Here is a 15,465-nt window from a genome sequence, read left to right as displayed (position 1 = left end):
GCCCCGCCCTGCCCTGCCCTGCCCTGCCCTGCCCTGCGGCGATCTTGCGCTTTCTGTCGTCCTTATGTCGCTGTCGCGGCATATGTCACTGCAGAAAGTGCAAGATCGACGGGGCCAGGGCCAGGGGTGGGGCCAGGGCCAGGGTGGGGTGAGGGTGGGTGGGGTGGGGTTAGGGGTGGACTGTGGGGTAGGCCGGGCGGGGCCAGTGGGGGCGGTCGGCGTCGCGTAGGGCGGCCGTGCGCAGGGCCGCCAACTGGCGCTCCACCTCGGCGAACTGGTCGCCCGGCAGCGGGCCCCGGTGCAGGGCGGCGGCGTTCTCCTCGACCTGGGCGACAGTACGGCAGCCCGGGATCGGGATGGTGCGACCGCTGCGCGCCCAGATCCACCCCAGCGCACCCTGGGCGAGGGTGCGCCCGTCAGCGGTGAGCGCGGCGCGGACCGCGCCGACCCGGCGCAGCCACTCGGGCGCCGGCCGGCCACCCCGGAACCATCCCAACCAGCCCGGCGCCAACCCTCGCACGTCGTCGCGGGGCAGCGTCGACGAAGCCGTGTACTTGCCGGTGAGGAGCCCCATCCCGAGCGGCCCCTGGTTGATGCTGGCCAGGTCGTACTTGTCGCACACGGCCAGCAACTCGGGGGCGTCGCGCAGCACCGACAGGGCGTGCTGCACAGCGGTGGCACCGGCGGCGGCCTGCCCGAACGCGGCGGCCCGGTCGGGGCGGTCGGTGCTCCACCCGTACGCCCGGATCAGGCCATCGGCCACCAGGTCCTCGCAGGTCCCGATCAGCGCCTGCGCCCTCGGCACCGACAGGTCGGCCAGGTGCAGCTGATACAGGTCGATCCGGTCGGTGCCCAACCGGCGCAGCGAGGCGGTCACCGCGCCGCGCAGGTACGCGGGCGACGCGTCCTCACCGGTGGCCTGCCGACTCGCCTCGTCGAACGTGTAACCCCACTTGGTGGCGATCACGGCCTCGTCGCGACGGCCGGCGAGTGCCCGGCCGAGCACCCGTTCGCCGTGCCCGGCCCCGTACGCGTCGGCGGTGTCGAACAGGGTGACGCCGAGGTCGAGTGCCCGACGAACGGCCCGCACCGACTCGTCGTCGTCGACCGCGCCCCAGCCCAACGGCTGACTGCCCTCCGCCCAGGGTCCGCCGATCGCCCAGCACCCCATGCCGAGGGCGCTGACCTCGATGCCGCTGCGCCCCAACATCCGTGTCGTGACTGCCATCGGCCGATCGTGCCACCTTCGCCGGGTCGGGGCGTAGCAGATCCGGCGGGCGGACACGCGGGCGCAGGGAGACGGTCACCGTGCGGCATGATCGCCCGCACGCGACGGGCTGGCCGGAGCTGACCTCGCTGCTGCGCGCCGACCAGTTGGGCCGACGCGGACGCCACCGAGCCAACCCGACGCGGACGCCACCGAGCCAACCCGACGCGGACGCCACCGAGCCAGCCCGACGCGGCCGGCGACGGTCAGGACGGCCAGGCGCGGGCGAGCAGGTCGCGGGTGTCGCCGAGCAGCTGCGGCAGCACCTTGGTGCGGCCGATCACCGGCATGAAGTTCGCGTCGCCACCCCAGCGCGGCACCACGTGCTGGTGCAGGTGCGCGGCGATGCCGGCGCCGGCCACCCCGCCCTGGTTCATACCCAGGTTGAAGCCGTGGGCGTTGCTGACCTTGCGGATCACCCGCATGGCGGTCTGGGTGTACGAGGCCAGCTCGGCGGTCTCCGGCACGTCCAGGTCGGTGTAGTCGGCGACGTGCCGGTAGGGGCAGACCAGCAGGTGCCCCGGGTTGTACGGGTAGAGGTTGAGCACCACGAACACGTGCTCGCCACGGGCCACCACCAGGCTCTGCTCCGGGGGGAGTTGCGGCCCTCGGCAGAACGGACAGCCAGTGGGCTTCTCGTAGCCCTCGGCCGGGCGGTCCTCGCCGGAGATGTAGGTCATCCGGTGCGGCGTCCAGAGCCGTTCCAGGCCGTCCGCCATGCCGTCGGTGTCCGTGTGCCGTTCCGCCCCTGTCACGAGCCGATCCTACGGAGCCCGGTGGACACGCCGCGACACCGCCGTCGGGAAACCGGGCATTGCAAGTTCTTGACGGATCAACGGCAAGGCATGAAACTTCCATGCACTCAGATACTTCCATGTATTGATGGAGGGCTTCATGTTCCGACGGCTCGGCAGGTTCCTCGCGGCACTTGCGCTGACCGCCACCACCACAGTGGTCGGCGTCACCCTCACCGCCGGCGCGGCCCAGGCGGACGGCTGCTACACCTGGGGCCGCACCCTGGCCCAGGGTGCGTCCGGCGAGGACGTCCGGCAACTCCAGATCCGGGTCGCCGGCTACCCCGGCTACGGCGCGGTGCTCACCCTGGACGGCGCGTACGGCCCAGCCACCCGATCGGCGGTGATCCGCTTCCAGCAGGCGTACGGGCTGCCCGCGGACGGGATCGCCGGCCCACAGACCTTCAACCGGCTCTACGCCCTCCAGGACGACGACTGCACCCCGGCCAACTTCAGCTACGCCGAGCTGAACAAGTGCAACAGCGACTGGTCCGGCGGCGCGGTGTCGGCGAGCACCGCCCGGTTCAACGCGCTCGTGTCGATGTGGAAACTCCAGGCCATGCGGCACGCCCTCGGCGACGTGTCCATCGCGATCAGCAGCAGCTTCCGCAGCTACGCCTGCAACAGCGCGGTCGGGGGCGCGTCGAACAGCCGACACCTGTACGGCGACGGGGTGGACCTGGTCGGGTCCCCGTCGTTCTGCCGACTGGCCCAGCAGGCCCGCTACCACGGCTTCGGGCAGATCCTCGGCCCCGGCTACCCGGACCACAACGACCACACCCACGTGGCGGCGGTCGGCGGCTGGTCAGCGCCGAACTGCGGCATCTGACACCCGAAACCGCCCCCGGCCCCCGGCCCCGGCCTCCGACCCATCATCGGCGGCCCCCGGCCTCCGGGCCCATGCTCGCCGGCCCCGGCCGCCATCCCATGATCGCGCTCGAACAGTGAAGTAGTGGCCTCCCGCACCGGGGAGGCCACTACTTCCTGGATCGAGCACGATCATGCGACGAGCCAGCACCACAAGCGCGGCGAGCCAGCACCCGCGAGCGGGCACCACGAGCGCGGCGAGCGGGCAGGCGCGGCGCACACCGGCGGCACACCGGCCGCGCGGCGGTTGCGCTACTCCGCGGCGGCGGAGGGGCCGATGTTGGTCCGCGAGCTGACCACGTCCAGCACGTGGGTCACCGCCTCGGCGACCGGTACCCCGTTGCGCTGTGAGCCGTCGCGGTAGCGGAAGGAGACCGTGCCGGCGGCCACGTCGTCGTCGCCGGCGATCACCATGAACGGGACCTTCTGCTGCTGGGCCGTCCGGATCTTCTTCTGCATCCGGTCGTCACCCGCGTCCACCTGGGCCCGGATGCCCTCCGCGCGCAGCGCGGCGACGAAGCCGTGCAGGTAGTCCGTGTGGTCCTCGCGGATCGGGATGCCCACCACCTGCACCGGCGCCAGCCAGGCCGGGAAGGCACCCGCGTAGTGCTCGGTGAGCACCCCGAAGAACCGCTCGATCGACCCGAACAGCGCCCGGTGGATCATCACGGGCCGCTGCCGGCTGCCGTCGGCGGCCTGGTACTCCAGCCCGAACCGCTCCGGCTGGTTGAAGTCGACCTGGATGGTGGACATCTGCCAGGTCCGGCCGATCGCGTCGCGGGCCTGCACGGAGATCTTCGGCCCGTAGAACGCCGCGCCGCCCGGGTCGGGCACCAGTTCCAGGCCGGAGGTCGCGGCGGCGGTACGCAGCGCCTCGGTCGCCTCCGCCCAGTCCTCGTCCGCGCCGATGAACTTCGGCGAGTCGTCGCGGGTCGACAACTCCAGGTAGAAGTCGTCGAGGCCGTAGTCGCGCAGCAGGTCGAGCACGAAGCTGAGCAGCGTGGACAGCTCGCCGGCCATCTGCTCGCGGGTGCAGTAGATGTGCGAGTCGTCCTGGGTCAGGCCCCGGACCCGGGTCAGGCCGTGCACCACGCCGGACTTCTCGTACCGGTAGACGGTGCCGAACTCGAACATCCGCAGCGGCAGCTCACGGTACGACCGCCCGCGCGACCTGAAGATCAGGTTGTGCATCGGGCAGTTCATCGCCTTGAGGTAGTAGTCCGCGCCCTCGAGCTGCATGGGCGGGAACATGGTGTCCGCGTAGTACGGCAGGTGACCGGAGGTCTGGAACAGCTGCGCCTTGGTGATGTGCGGGGTGTTGACGAACTCGTACCCGGCGGCCTCGTGCCGCTGCCGGGAGTAGTTCTCCATCTCCCGGCGGATGATGCCGCCCTTGGGGTGGAAGACCGCCAGGCCGGAACCGATCTCGTCGGGGAAGCTGAACAGGTCGAGGTCCGCGCCGAGCTTGCGGTGGTCGCGCCGGGCGGCCTCCTCCAACAGCTTCAGGTACGCCTTGAGCTCGTCGCGGGTCGGCCACGCGGTGCCGTACACCCGCTGCAGTTGGGGGTTTTTCTCCGACCCCCGCCAGTACGCGGCGGCGGAGCGCATCAGCTTGAACGCGCCGATCAGCCGGGTCGTCGGCAGGTGCGGGCCACGACACAGGTCCGACCAGCAGACCTTGTCCTCCTTGGCGTCGAGGTTGTCGTAGATGGTCAGCTCGCCGCCGCCCACCTCCATCACCTCGTCGGTGTCCAGGCCCTCGCCCTTGACCTCGATCAACTCCAGCTTGAACGGCTCGTCGGCCAACTCGGAGCGGGCCTCGTCCAGGCTGCCGAAGCGGCGGCGACGGAACCGCTGCCCGGACTTGATGATCTCCTGCATGCGCTTCTCGAGCTTGCTGAGGTCATCGGGCTGGAACGGCTTGTCGACGTCGAAGTCGTAGTAGAAGCCGTTCTCGATGGGCGGGCCGATGCCCAGCTTCGCCTCGGGGAAGACGTCCTGCACGGCCTGGGCGAGCACGTGCGCGGTGGAGTGGCGCAGCACGTTGAGCCCGTCCGGCGAGTCCAGGCTGACCGGCTCGACGACGGTCTCCTCGGCCGGCGACCAGTCCAGGTCGCGCAACTGGCCCTGCGGGTCGCGGACCACGACGATCGCCTTGGGGCCGTTCGCGGGCAGTCCGGCCGCGGCCACCGCGTCGGCCGCCGTGGTCCCGGCGGCGACGACGACGGGGTCGGCCACGGCGGGGGTACGGGGTGCGGACACGGTGACTCCTCCAAGCGGTACGAAACGGTGCCGATCCTCGGCTCCTGCCGATGCTATCGGTCGCCGTGTCCCCGACCGGGAACGGCACCTTCCTTACCGCCGCCGTTGAACCTTTCGCGCCTCGCAGCCGAACTAGAAGGTGTGGCCGGAACCGGTGCCGGCTGCGTCGACACGGATGGGGGCACGAGATGGGGAGCACGCACGGCGACGGCCGTCGGCGGCGGATCGTGGCGGCGACCGCGGTGACCGCCGCCGGGCTGCTGCTCTGGCCTGGCACGGCGTACGCGGCGGACGTGACGATCACCCCGACCGAGGCCCGGCAGGGCGACGCGGTACGGCTGGAGTTCACCGTCCCGGCGGAGCGGGCCGGCACCACCACCAAGCAGATCGAGGTCCGACTGCCGGCCGACGCGCCGGTCGCCGAGGTCTACCCCATGTCGGTGGACGGCTGGGCGCCCCGGATCAGCTCCCGCACCCTGGACAAGCCGCTGGCCGGCATCCACTCCTCCGGGGTGAGCACTGTGACGACGGCGGTGACCTGGGTCCGGGTCGGTGCGGGCGACGCCGGCTCGGCCCGGTTGGCGCTCTCCATGGGGCCGATGCCGCAGGCCGAGCGGCTCACCTTCGAGGTCGTCCAGACGTACGCCGACGGGACCGTGGTCCGGTGGGCGGACGCCGCAGGCGCGCAGCGGGCCCCGGCGCTCACCCTGCTCCCGGCGGCCCCGGGCGCCGCCGGACCGGCCGCACACGGTGGCGGTCACGGCGCGCCGCCGGCCGGCGCGCCAGCCGCTGGGGGCAACGGTGCCGACGGCAACCCGGGCGGCGGCGTCGACGGCGACCCGGCCACCCGCGCGGGTGGCGCCGGCGAGGAGTCCGGCAACGCCGACGGGATGCTGGCCGCCGGCCTGCTGGCCGGGTTGGGCGGCGGCGCGGCGATCGGCTGGCTGGTCAGCCGGTGGCGCCGACGCGGCCCGGACGAGGCCACCGCGCTCGCCGAGGTGACCGGCGACCCGGACCAGGGCACGAAGCGCGACGACGCCGCGACCCTGGCCGAGATAACCGGCCGCGCGGAGCCCACCGCGACACGTGGCAGCGCCGAACCCACCGCGACACGCGGCGGCGCGGAGCCCACCGCGACACGTGGCAGCGCCGAACCCACCGCGACACGTGGCAGCGCCGAACCCACCGCGACACGTGGCAGCGCCGAACCCACCGCGACACGTGGCAGCGCGAGCGACGCCACGACGCCCGCCGAGACAATCGGTAACGCAGCCGAGCCCGCAGAGCCCGCCGACCCGACGCGGACCAACCCGCAGCCCGCCGACCCCCAGCCCGCCGTTTCCGCGGCATCGCGGTGATCCACTCGGGTTCCCGGAAACCGCGGCATCCCGACCCCCCGGACAGCCCGATGTGGCGGTGATCCACTCGGCTTTCCGAAAACCGCGGCAATCGGGCCGCGCGGACACCCCGATATACAGGAAGCCGGGTTGATCTTGCGCAGGGCAGCCCGCGCGGGCACGCAGCCCCGGTAAGCAGGGGGCACCGCCCTCGTCAGGGCAGCCCCGGCGCACAGAGGCAGCCCGCCTCGTCAGGGCAACCCCGGTGGGCAGGCAGCCCGCGTCGTCAGAGCGGCCCGCGCGGGCAAGGCAGCCCCGGTGCGCAGGGCAGCCCGCGTCGTCAGAGCGGCCCGCGCGGGCAAGGCAGCCCCGGTGCGCAGGGCAGCCCACGTCGTCAGAGCGGCCCGCGCGGGCAAGGCAGCCCCGGTGCGCAGGGCAGCCCGCGTCGTCAGAGCAGCTGCGCAGGGCGGCCCGCGCGGGCAAGGCGGCCTCGGGTCAGGGGAGCCAGGTGGGTAGTGGCTCGCGGGCGGCCAGCCACGACTCGGGCACCCCGCCCGGGGTGCCGACGCCGGTGTACGCCGCCACCACCGATCCCGCGATGGCGGCCGTGGTGTCCATGTCCCCACCGGCCCGGATGCACGTCTCGATGGCCGCCGGATAGTCGTCGAGGTGGGTGGCGGCCACCCAGAGGGTGAACCCGACGGTGTCCTGGGCGGTCACCCGGGAGCCGTTGCCGAGCGCCGCCACCACCCGGGACAGCGGCCGTCCGAGCAGCTCGGCCGCCCGGTGTACGCCCCGATGCACGGCGGTGCCCGGGTCGAGCGCGGCACCGATCCCGGCGAGCAGCCGCTCCGGGGCCGGCCGGTGCCCGTCGAGGCGGGCCCGGGCGGCCAGCGCGGCGGCCACGGCGACGGCGACCGCGCCGGCGATCCCCTCCGGGTGGGCGTGCGTCACCTCCGCACCGGCGCGGGCCTGCGCCGCGGCGCGGGCGGTCGAATCGGCGAAGTACGCGCCGAGCGGGCCGACCCGCATCGCCGCACCGTTGCCGCAGGAGCCCTGCCCGTCGAAGGCCGAGGCGGCGGCGAGCGGCCACGGGGTGCCGGTGCGGATCAGCTCCAGGATCAGCATCGCGCCAGCACCGTAGCCTCGGCGCGGGGTGCACCGTTCGGCGAAGGAGAGCGCCAGCCGGTCCCGGTCGATGCCGCCGGAGTCGGCCAACTGGGCGAGGACCGAGCAGGCCATCTCGGTGTCGTCGGTCCATTCCCAGGGCGCCGGCGGCAGGGCGGCGGCGGCGACATCCACCGGCGCCGACCCCGGCAGGAAGTACTGCGCGCCGAGGGCGTCGCCGGTGGAGAGACCGGCGAGGCTGTCCCGGGCGAGGGCCAGGCGGGCATCGGCGAACAGGGTGAACGACATCGTCGTACCAGCTTGCCCGGTCGCCAGGCACGTCGCAACGCGATCAACTTGCCAGGCCAAGTACGGTCTTGTCGTGGCCTCCGTGCTCCTGGTCGAAGACGATCACGTCGTACGCGGCGCGATGCTGCGGTCCCTCACCGACCGGGGGCATGCCGTGCACGCCGTGGGTACGGCGTTGGACGCGCTGCGTCGGGTCGCCGCGGAGACACCCGACCTGGTGGTGCTCGACCTCGGCCTGCCCGACCTGGACGGCTCGGACGCGCTGCGGATGCTGCGCGGCATCACCGACATTCCGATCATCATCGCCACCGCCCGTGACGACGAGCAGTCGGTGGTGAAGCTGCTGCGCGCCGGCGCCGACGACTACATGGTCAAGCCGTTCACCGGGGCGCACCTGGACGCGCGGATCACCACGGTGCTGCGCCGGGCCGGCCGGGCCAGTCGGTCCGTGCAGCCGGCGGTGCACAGCGTCGGCGGGCTGCGGGTGGACGTGGGCGAGCGCAGCGCCCAGCTCGACGGGGAGCCGCTGGCGCTGACCCGTAAGGAATTCGACCTGTTGGCGTATCTCGCCGCACGACCTGGGCGGGTAGTGTCCCGCCGGGAACTCTTGGAGGAGGTATGGCGGCAGCCATCGGTCGGCGAGGATCAGACCATCGACGTTCACCTGTACTGGCTCCGCAGAAAGATGGGCGAGTCCGCGGCGAAGCCGCGCTACCTGCGCACCGTGCGGGGGGTCGGATTCCGGCTGGTGGCACCGGACTGAGGACGGCGCTGGCGGTGCTCACCGCCGGCATGTGCAGCCTGGTGGCGCTCGCGTTCCTGATTCCGCTCGGGCTCAGTCTGCGGGAACAGAGTCGGGACGAGGCGATCGCCGACGCGGCGCGGCGCAGCGCGCTGGTGACCGGCGCGCTGGCGGTGAGCACCGACCCGGTGGTCGTCGAGCGTGCCGTCGTGGCCAGCGCCGAGGGCGCACCCACCCGACCCGTGGTGCACGGGTTGGGGCTGGACGAGTCCGCCGGCCGGGCCAGCGGCGGTGACCTGGAGCGGGCCCGCTCCGAGCGCCAGTCGGTGGTCGTCGACGTCGACGGCGGGGTGGCCCGGCTCGACCCGGTGGTCCTCGGTGACCGGACGGCAGTGGTCGAGGTGTTCCTTCCGGAGTCCGCGCTGGGCGAGGGCGCCGGTGGCACCTGGCTGCTGCTGTTCGCCGTCGGTGCGGCGATGGTCGGCGCGGCGGTGCTGGTGGTCGACCGGGTCGCCGCCCGCGCGGTGGACTCGACCCGCGGCCTGGTCAAGGCGGCACTCTCCATCGGCGACGGGGACCTCGGCGTCCGCGTCGAGCCGACCGGTCCGCGCGAGCTGGCCGAGGCCGGGTACGCCTTCAACCGGATGGCGGACCGGCTGGACGCCGCCCGCACCGACGAGCGGGAGCTGGTGGCCGACCTGTCGCACCGGCTGCGTACCCCGTTGACGGTGCTGCGGTTGGACGCGGAGGCGTTGGAGTCCGACGACACCAGCGTGGGTTCGTTCAGCCAGGCCGAGTTGGACCGGCTGCGCGGGATCCGGCGGATCCGGCAGGCGATCGTCACCCTGGAGGGTGAGATCGACGTATTGATCAAGACGACCCGCAAGGCGGTGGCGCACGAGGCCGGGCCGGCGATGTGCGACGTCAGCGAGGTGGTCCGGGACCGGATGGTGTTCTGGGCGGCGTTGGCCGGTGACCAGAACCGGCCGCACCGGGTCACCGGCGCGCAGCTGCGCATCCCGGCGCCGGTGCCGCGCGCCGAGCTGGCCGCGGCGCTGGACGCGGTCATCGGCAACGTCTTCCGTTACACGCCGCAGGGCACCGCGTTCGAGGTGGCGGTGTCCCGGCGCGACGGTTACGTGGCGATCCGGATCGACGACGCCGGCCCCGGCATCGCCAACCCGGACCGGGCACTGCGCCGGGGCGCCAGTGACCAGGGCTCGACCGGGCTCGGCCTGGACATCGCCAAGCGGGTGGCGTTGCAGGCCAACGGCTCGGTGAGCATCGACCGCGCCCGGCTGGGCGGGGCCAGCGTGGTGATGCTGCTCGCCGACCCGGAGGCGACACCCCGGCAGGTCAGCCGCTTCGGTCTGGTCGGCCGGATGGCCCGCGACGCGCGGGACACGAAGGCCAGCGGACGCCGGTGGCCCCGCCAGCGCCCCACCGATGACTGACCCGGGCGGCACCCGGGCTGTGCGCCGGTGCAAGTCTTCCTTAGATCGCGGTTAACGACGGCCTCACGTCGGTCGCGGGCTGACAGGATCACAGCACGAACCCACCAGTTCCACCGGCCGAGCGCAGCACGCACCCACTGCCGGTGGAGCCGCGCGCGCGGCGGGAGCCACAGGTCCCCCCACACCCACGCTCCCGCCGCGCGCCCTGCTCGCCACCGCCGGCCCGGCCGGCCACCGAGTGGCGACCGGGTCAGCCGGCGGTGACGAGGTACGCGTCGATCTCGGCGAGGATCCGCTGCTTACCGGCGGGGTCGAGGAAGGACGCGGTGACCGCGTTGCGGGCCAGCCCGGCCAGGCCCTCGGCGCCGATCCCGAGCAGCCTGGCCGCCACCGCGTACTCGTCGTTGAGGGTGGTGCCGAACATCGGCGGGTCGTCGGAGTTGATGGTGACCAGCAACCCGGCCTCGACCAGTCGGGGCAGCGGGTGCTCGTCGAGGGTGGCCACCGCCCGGGTACGGACGTTGGACGTCGGGCAGACCTCCATGCCGATCTGCCGTTCGGCCAGGTACGCCAGCAGCTGCGGGTCCTGGGCGGCGGAGATGCCGTGCCCGATGCGCTCGGCGCCCAGCTCGTTCAGCGCGTCCCAGACGGTCTGCGGTCCGGTGGTCTCCCCGGCGTGCGGCACCGAGCGCAACCCGGCGGCGCGGGCCTGGTCGAAGTACGGCCGGAACTGCGGTCGGGGCACGCCGATCTCCGGGCCACCCAGGCCGAAACTGACCAGCCCGTCCGGGCGTTCGTCCAGCGCGATGCGCAGCGTCTCCTCGGCTGCCGGCAGGCCGGCCTCGCCGGGGATGTCGAAGCACCACTGCAGCTCGATGCCGAAGTCGGCCTGGGCGCGCTTGCGGGCGTCCTCGATGGCCTCGCAGAACGCCGGGGCGGGAATGCCCCGCCGGACGTGCGAGTACGGGGTGATGGTCAGCTCCGCGTACCGGACCTGCTGGCGGGCCAGCTCCCGGGCCACCTCGTGGGTGAGGATCCAGACGTCCTCCGGGTCCCGGATGAGGTCCACGACGCTCAGGTACACCTCGATGAAGTGCGCGAAGTCGCGGAACTCGAAGTAGGCGGCCAGCGCGTCCGGGTCCGTCGGCACGGGGGTGCGTCCCTCGTGGCGGGCGGCCAGCTCGGCGACGATCCGGGGCGAGGCGGAGCCGACGTGGTGCACGTGCAGCTCCGCCTTGGGCAGGCCGGCGATGAAGGTGGGCAGGTCGGTCACGGGTTCTCCTGAACATGGTCGCCGGTGCGGGCGACGACGAAGACGCGGCGGAACGGGAAGTACACCTGACCCTGCCGCACCGGGTACGCCGCGGCGAGCCGTACCCCCAGCTCGGCCCGGAAGGCGGACCAGCCGGCGGCGTCCAGCGCGGCCCGGACCGGGCGCAGCGCGGTGCCCTCCATCCAGACCAGCACCAGGTGCTCGGCCGCGGGTCGGGCCGGTAGCAGGTGCACGTAGGTAGTCTCCCAGGCGTCCACAGCGCAGCCGGCGGCGGTCAGCAGCGCCGCGTAGTCGGCCGGATCGTCGACCGGGTCGGCGCGCAGCAGCGGGGCGACGTCGGCCCGCCAGGTCGGTCGGTCGGCGACCTCCCGCAGGGCGCGATGCGAGTCGGCGTCGAAGTTGCCGGGGACCTGCATGGCGAGCCACGCCCCGGCGGGCAGCTCGGCGGCCCACCGGCGCAGCAGCTCCTGGTGGCCGGGGACCCACTGCAGCGCCGCGTTGCTGACCACCACGTCCTCGTCGCCGGCCGGACGCCAGTCGCGCAGGTCGGCCACCGCGAAGTCGACCGGCGCGCCGAGGGCCGCGGCCCGTTCGATCATGTCGGGTGAGGAGTCCAGGCCGAGCACGCGGCTCGTCGGCCAGCGCTCGGCGAGGGTGGCGGTGAGCTGGCCGGGGCCGCAGCCGAGGTCGACCACCGCCCGGGGTCGCCCGGCCGGGATCCGGGCGACGAGGTCGTGAAACGGCCGCGACCGCTCGTCGCCGAAGCGCAGGTAGGCCGTCGGATCCCACATGATCGCCTCCTAAACCGTACGTGCGTACTGTTTACGGTACGGCTCGCCTGGCACCGTGGCAACCCGATCACTAGGCTCGGGGCATGGAACAGCGCAGCTTCAACCGGCTCGGCCGGACCGTTGGCGCGGTCGGCCTGGGCGCGTGGCAACTCGGGGCCGACTGGGGCACCGTCAGCGAGGACGACGCGATGGCGGTGCTCGCCGCCGCCGTGGACGCCGGGGTCACCTTCCTCGACACCGCCGACGTGTACGGCGACGGCCGCAGCGAGCAGCTGATCGGCCGCTTCCTGCGCACCCGACCCGACGCCGGGCTGACCGTCGCCACCAAGATGGGCCGCCGCGTCGAGCAGCGGCCCGAGGCGTACACCCTGGCCAACTTCCGGCAGTGGACCGACCGCTCCCGGGCCAACCTGGGCATGGACACCCTCGACCTGGTCCAGTTGCACTGCCCGCCCACCGTGGTCTTCTCCTCCGACGAGGTCTTCGACGGCTTGGACACCCTGGTCGCCGAGAAGGCCATCGCCGGGTACGGGGTCAGCGTCGAGACCTGCGACCAGGCCCTCACCGCGATCGCCCGACCGGGGGTGGCGAGCGTCCAGATCATCCTCAACGCGGTCCGCCACAAGCCCCTGGAGCGGGTGCTGCCCGCCGCGGCGGCAGCCGGCGTCGGCATCATCGCCCGCGTGCCGCTCGCCAGCGGCCTGCTCTCCGGCCGCTACGACGAGCACACCGAGTTCCCCGCCGACGACCACCGCAACTTCAACCGGCACGGCGCGGCCTTCGACGTCGGGGAGACGTTCTCCGGAGTCGACTTCGACCGGGGTCTGGCCGCCGTACGTCGGCTGGCCCCGCTGGTCGACGCGGACCGCACGATGGCGCAGTTCGCACTGCGCTGGGTGCTGGACCAGGTGGGCGTCACAGTGGTCATCCCCGGTGCCCGCGACGCCGACCAGGCCCGACGCAACGCCGCGGCGGCCGCCCTGTCCCCGCTCACCGACGAGCAGTTGACAGCCGTCCGCGAGGCCTACGACGAGCTGATCCGCCCGCAGGTGCACGACCGGTGGTGACCCGCGCGCCCGGGATGCTCGCGTCGCACCGTCCGGCCGGCGATGCTGGACGGCGGCGTGCCGCCCCGGGCGGCGGAGAGGGGACGCGATGAGGGGCTGGCTTCCGCTCACCCTCGGCCTGCTGGCCGTGGTGATCGGCGCGGTGTGGACGGTCCAGGGCCTCGGCTACGTCGACGGCAGCGTGATGACCGACCAGAAGATCTGGGCGGTGGTCGGTCCGCTCGTGGCGTTGGCCGGGCTGGTGGTGCTCTGGCTCGGTCTGCGCTCGCGTCGACGCTGAGCGCTCGCTCCACTGGGGAGCCCGAACACGTGTGCAGCCCCGCATCCCGATGGGATGCGGGGCTGCACAGTTACCCTTGGGCCGGATCGTCCCACTGGCCGGCGGGGGCCGGCCGTCCTACTCAGATGGGACGGACCTGCTCGGCCTGCGGGCCCTTCTGACCCTGCGCGATCTCGAACTCCACCCGCTGGTTCTCCTCCAGCGAGCGGTAGCCGCTGGTCTGGATGGCCGAGAAGTGGACGAACACGTCAGCACCCCCACCATCGACGGTGATGAAGCCGAAGCCCTTGTCAGCGTTGAACCACTTCACGGTTCCCTGAGCCATGTGTATCTCCCTCTAAAAACTGGCGGCCGTGCACGCCGTCCGGCCGATTGGCCGTTTTTGAGCAGCGGTGCCTGAGGCGGCCCCACGAAGGAGACTTCTCTCAACCCACGCCATCTCGCAACAGCGGGGACCAGCAAATCACGGACGCAAAAAGTCTGTCACGACCTCTCCGACGAATTTCTCCGACATGTGACCTGACGGATGCCTCAGGCGTGCCGGGTGGCGGGTGATGCCATGCGAAAGCCCCCTTCCCATCGATGCGGGAAGGGGGCTGACGTCGCTGTCTGGTCAGTCCGGCCAGCTGCCGGTCATCCGGCGTACGCCGACCGCGCCGCCCCGGTCCACGGCGGCCCGGACGACCGCGAAGATGGCGCCCTGCAATGCCGCGGCCGCCAGGATCTCGCCCCAGCCGCGATCCTCGTCGGTCGCGTTGGGCGCCTCACCGTCGCCCGCAGTGACCTTCCAGACCTGCCGGAAGATCGCCCCGGCCACCGCCCCCGCGGCGATGCCCATCAACACGCCGACCGGCCGGTACGCGACCCTGCCGATGCTCTTACTCACCTACGCCTCCCCCGCACGATCATCAACACCACAACGGTGGCCACCGCACCGGCCGCGATGGCCGCCCACGGCATCGGGTTGCGGCGCACCAACTCGCCCTTGTCGTACGCCTGTGCGCGTACCAACTCGCTTTTCTCGTGGGCCCGCGCCCGCGCCATCCCCGCGCCCCGCACGGCCTGCCCGCGGACCCGGGCGACGGTCTGTGCCGCCTGCTCACGCATCCGCTCCTTGGCCTGCTCGGCGGACTCCCTGAGACGCGCCTTGACGTCGGCCTTGGCGGCCAACGCCTCCATCGTCTCGCCCAGCTCGACCCTGGTGCGACGAATCTCCTCGCGCAGCGCCTCCGTGTCGCCGGTCCCGTTGCCGGTCATTGCCGCCCCCTGTCCTTCACCGCGGCGGTGACGGTGTCCATGTCTGCCCGGAGGCTGCGGACCGTGGCCGCCGGGACCGGCGGGACGGCACGACTGACCTGCTTCTTGCCCACCAGGGCGAGGATGCCGGCCACCAGGAAGCAGGCCACCGCCACGATCAGCGCCGCGGCCCAGGCGGGCAACACCAGGTCGAGCAGCAGGATCGCCGTGGCGACCAGCGCACCCAGGCCGAAGAACGCGAGCGCGCCGCCGCCGCCGAACAGGCCGATCCCGATGCCCGCGTGCTTACCCTTCTGGGTCAACTCCGCTCGGGCCAGCGTCAGTTCGTCCCGCACGAGGCGGGAGATCTGCTCGGTGGCTCGTTGCACCAACTCGGCGGTGGAGGGCTCGCTCCCATTCTGGGATGTGCGGGCTTTCGCCACGTCAGCCATGCTGTCCTCCTTTCCTCATCACCGCGCTGTATGCCCGGAGTCGCCGCTCGTCAATCCTAAAGCGCGCCAAGTGGCGCACCGTCGGTGTTGTCCGCACGCCGCGCCGCCGATACGCGGCCACAGCCGCCGCGATCACGCCAGAGACGTCCGGCAGCACATCCCCCACCCAAGCCCGACCAAACCTCCCCGAACGGACCCCTCACCCGGCGCGCTCCCCGCCCCCGCCC

The 15,465-nt window shown here is 72.9% G+C and carries 16 protein-coding genes; 6 read left to right on the top strand and 10 right to left on the bottom strand.

Annotated elements, in window-relative coordinates; genetic code table 11:
- Positions 1–169 precede the first annotated feature (169 nt).
- The gene (locus KBX26_RS31605; protein ID WP_030338208.1) at positions 170–1,228 is read right to left on the bottom strand and encodes an aldo/keto reductase; all 1,059 of its coding nucleotides are present in this window, start codon (positions 1,226–1,228) and stop codon (positions 170–172) included.
- Between the two features lie 245 nt (positions 1,229–1,473).
- Positions 1,474–1,986: an HIT domain-containing protein gene (locus KBX26_RS31600; protein ID WP_209444630.1), complete on the bottom strand. Its 513-nt coding sequence runs from the start codon at positions 1,984–1,986 to the stop codon at positions 1,474–1,476.
- Positions 1,987–2,161: 175 nt separating this feature from the next.
- On the opposite strand from KBX26_RS31600, the gene KBX26_RS31595 reads away from it, so the two are divergent.
- A complete protein-coding gene (locus tag KBX26_RS31595) occupies positions 2,162–2,890 on the top strand; it encodes a D-Ala-D-Ala carboxypeptidase family metallohydrolase (RefSeq protein ID WP_030338212.1) in 729 nt (242 codons plus the stop codon).
- A 290-nt stretch (positions 2,891–3,180) separates the two neighbouring features.
- Here KBX26_RS31595 and thrS read toward each other — a convergent pair whose 3' ends face one another.
- Positions 3,181–5,190: a threonine--tRNA ligase gene (gene thrS, locus KBX26_RS31590; protein ID WP_030338214.1), complete on the bottom strand. Its 2,010-nt coding sequence runs from the start codon at positions 5,188–5,190 to the stop codon at positions 3,181–3,183.
- Between the two features lie 188 nt (positions 5,191–5,378).
- On the opposite strand from thrS, the gene KBX26_RS31585 reads away from it, so the two are divergent.
- Positions 5,379–6,548 carry a DUF1775 domain-containing protein gene (locus KBX26_RS31585; RefSeq protein WP_210867083.1) on the top strand — a complete coding sequence of 390 codons (1,170 nt, stop codon included), beginning with the start codon at positions 5,379–5,381 and terminating at the stop codon, positions 6,546–6,548.
- Positions 6,549–7,022: 474 nt separating this feature from the next.
- On the opposite strand, the gene KBX26_RS31580 is transcribed toward KBX26_RS31585, so the two are convergent.
- Positions 7,023–7,943 (bottom strand): ADP-ribosylglycohydrolase family protein, encoded by a 921-nt coding sequence (locus KBX26_RS31580; RefSeq protein ID WP_210867082.1) that lies wholly within the window; start codon positions 7,941–7,943, stop codon positions 7,023–7,025.
- Positions 7,944–8,016: 73 nt separating this feature from the next.
- On the opposite strand from KBX26_RS31580, the gene KBX26_RS31575 reads away from it, so the two are divergent.
- On the top strand, positions 8,017–8,706 hold the full coding sequence (locus KBX26_RS31575) for a response regulator transcription factor (protein ID WP_030338220.1): 690 nt from the start codon (positions 8,017–8,019) through the stop codon (positions 8,704–8,706).
- 29 nt (positions 8,707–8,735) lie between these two features.
- On the top strand, positions 8,736–10,139 hold the full coding sequence (locus tag KBX26_RS31570) for a HAMP domain-containing sensor histidine kinase (protein WP_030338223.1): 1,404 nt from the start codon (positions 8,736–8,738) through the stop codon (positions 10,137–10,139).
- Between the two features lie 250 nt (positions 10,140–10,389).
- Here the strand turns inward: KBX26_RS31570 and KBX26_RS31565 are convergent, their stop codons facing one another.
- Positions 10,390–11,412 carry an adenosine deaminase gene (locus KBX26_RS31565; protein ID WP_210867081.1) on the bottom strand — a complete coding sequence of 341 codons (1,023 nt, stop codon included), beginning with the start codon at positions 11,410–11,412 and terminating at the stop codon, positions 10,390–10,392.
- Positions 11,409–12,203 carry a trans-aconitate 2-methyltransferase gene (locus tag KBX26_RS31560; RefSeq protein WP_210867080.1) on the bottom strand — a complete coding sequence of 265 codons (795 nt, stop codon included), beginning with the start codon at positions 12,201–12,203 and terminating at the stop codon, positions 11,409–11,411. Before KBX26_RS31560 ends, KBX26_RS31565 begins: the two co-directional genes overlap by 4 nt.
- Positions 12,204–12,286: 83 nt before the next feature.
- Here KBX26_RS31560 and KBX26_RS31555 point away from each other — a divergent pair, with 83 nt between their 5' ends.
- Positions 12,287–13,270, top strand: a complete 984-nt coding sequence (locus KBX26_RS31555) for an aldo/keto reductase (RefSeq protein ID WP_210867079.1) — start codon at positions 12,287–12,289, stop codon at positions 13,268–13,270.
- 88 nt (positions 13,271–13,358) lie between these two features.
- A complete protein-coding gene (locus tag KBX26_RS31550) occupies positions 13,359–13,550 on the top strand; it encodes a hypothetical protein (protein WP_030338231.1) in 192 nt (63 codons plus the stop codon).
- Positions 13,551–13,671: 121 nt separating this feature from the next.
- Here the strand turns inward: KBX26_RS31550 and KBX26_RS31545 are convergent, their stop codons facing one another.
- From KBX26_RS31545 to KBX26_RS31530, 4 genes are all read right to left on the bottom strand, one after another.
- Positions 13,672–13,875, bottom strand: coding sequence for a cold-shock protein (locus KBX26_RS31545; RefSeq protein WP_030338233.1), 204 nt, complete (start codon positions 13,873–13,875; stop codon positions 13,672–13,674).
- Positions 13,876–14,163: 288 nt separating this feature from the next.
- Positions 14,164–14,436 (bottom strand): DUF4235 domain-containing protein, encoded by a 273-nt coding sequence (locus KBX26_RS31540; protein ID WP_030338235.1) that lies wholly within the window; start codon positions 14,434–14,436, stop codon positions 14,164–14,166.
- Positions 14,433–14,807, bottom strand: a complete 375-nt coding sequence (locus tag KBX26_RS31535) for a DUF3618 domain-containing protein (RefSeq protein ID WP_030338237.1) — start codon at positions 14,805–14,807, stop codon at positions 14,433–14,435. Before KBX26_RS31535 ends, KBX26_RS31540 begins: the two co-directional genes overlap by 4 nt.
- A complete protein-coding gene (locus KBX26_RS31530) occupies positions 14,804–15,238 on the bottom strand; it encodes a phage holin family protein (RefSeq protein WP_030338239.1) in 435 nt (144 codons plus the stop codon). The genes KBX26_RS31535 and KBX26_RS31530 overlap by 4 nt, the downstream gene beginning before the upstream one ends.
- Positions 15,239–15,465: the final 227 nt, after the last annotated feature.

This window comes from Micromonospora sp. C97 (genome assembly GCF_018070385.1).
Taxonomy (GTDB): domain Bacteria; phylum Actinomycetota; class Actinomycetes; order Mycobacteriales; family Micromonosporaceae; genus Micromonospora; species Micromonospora parva.
This window is presented reverse-complemented; position numbering and strand designations above follow the sequence as displayed.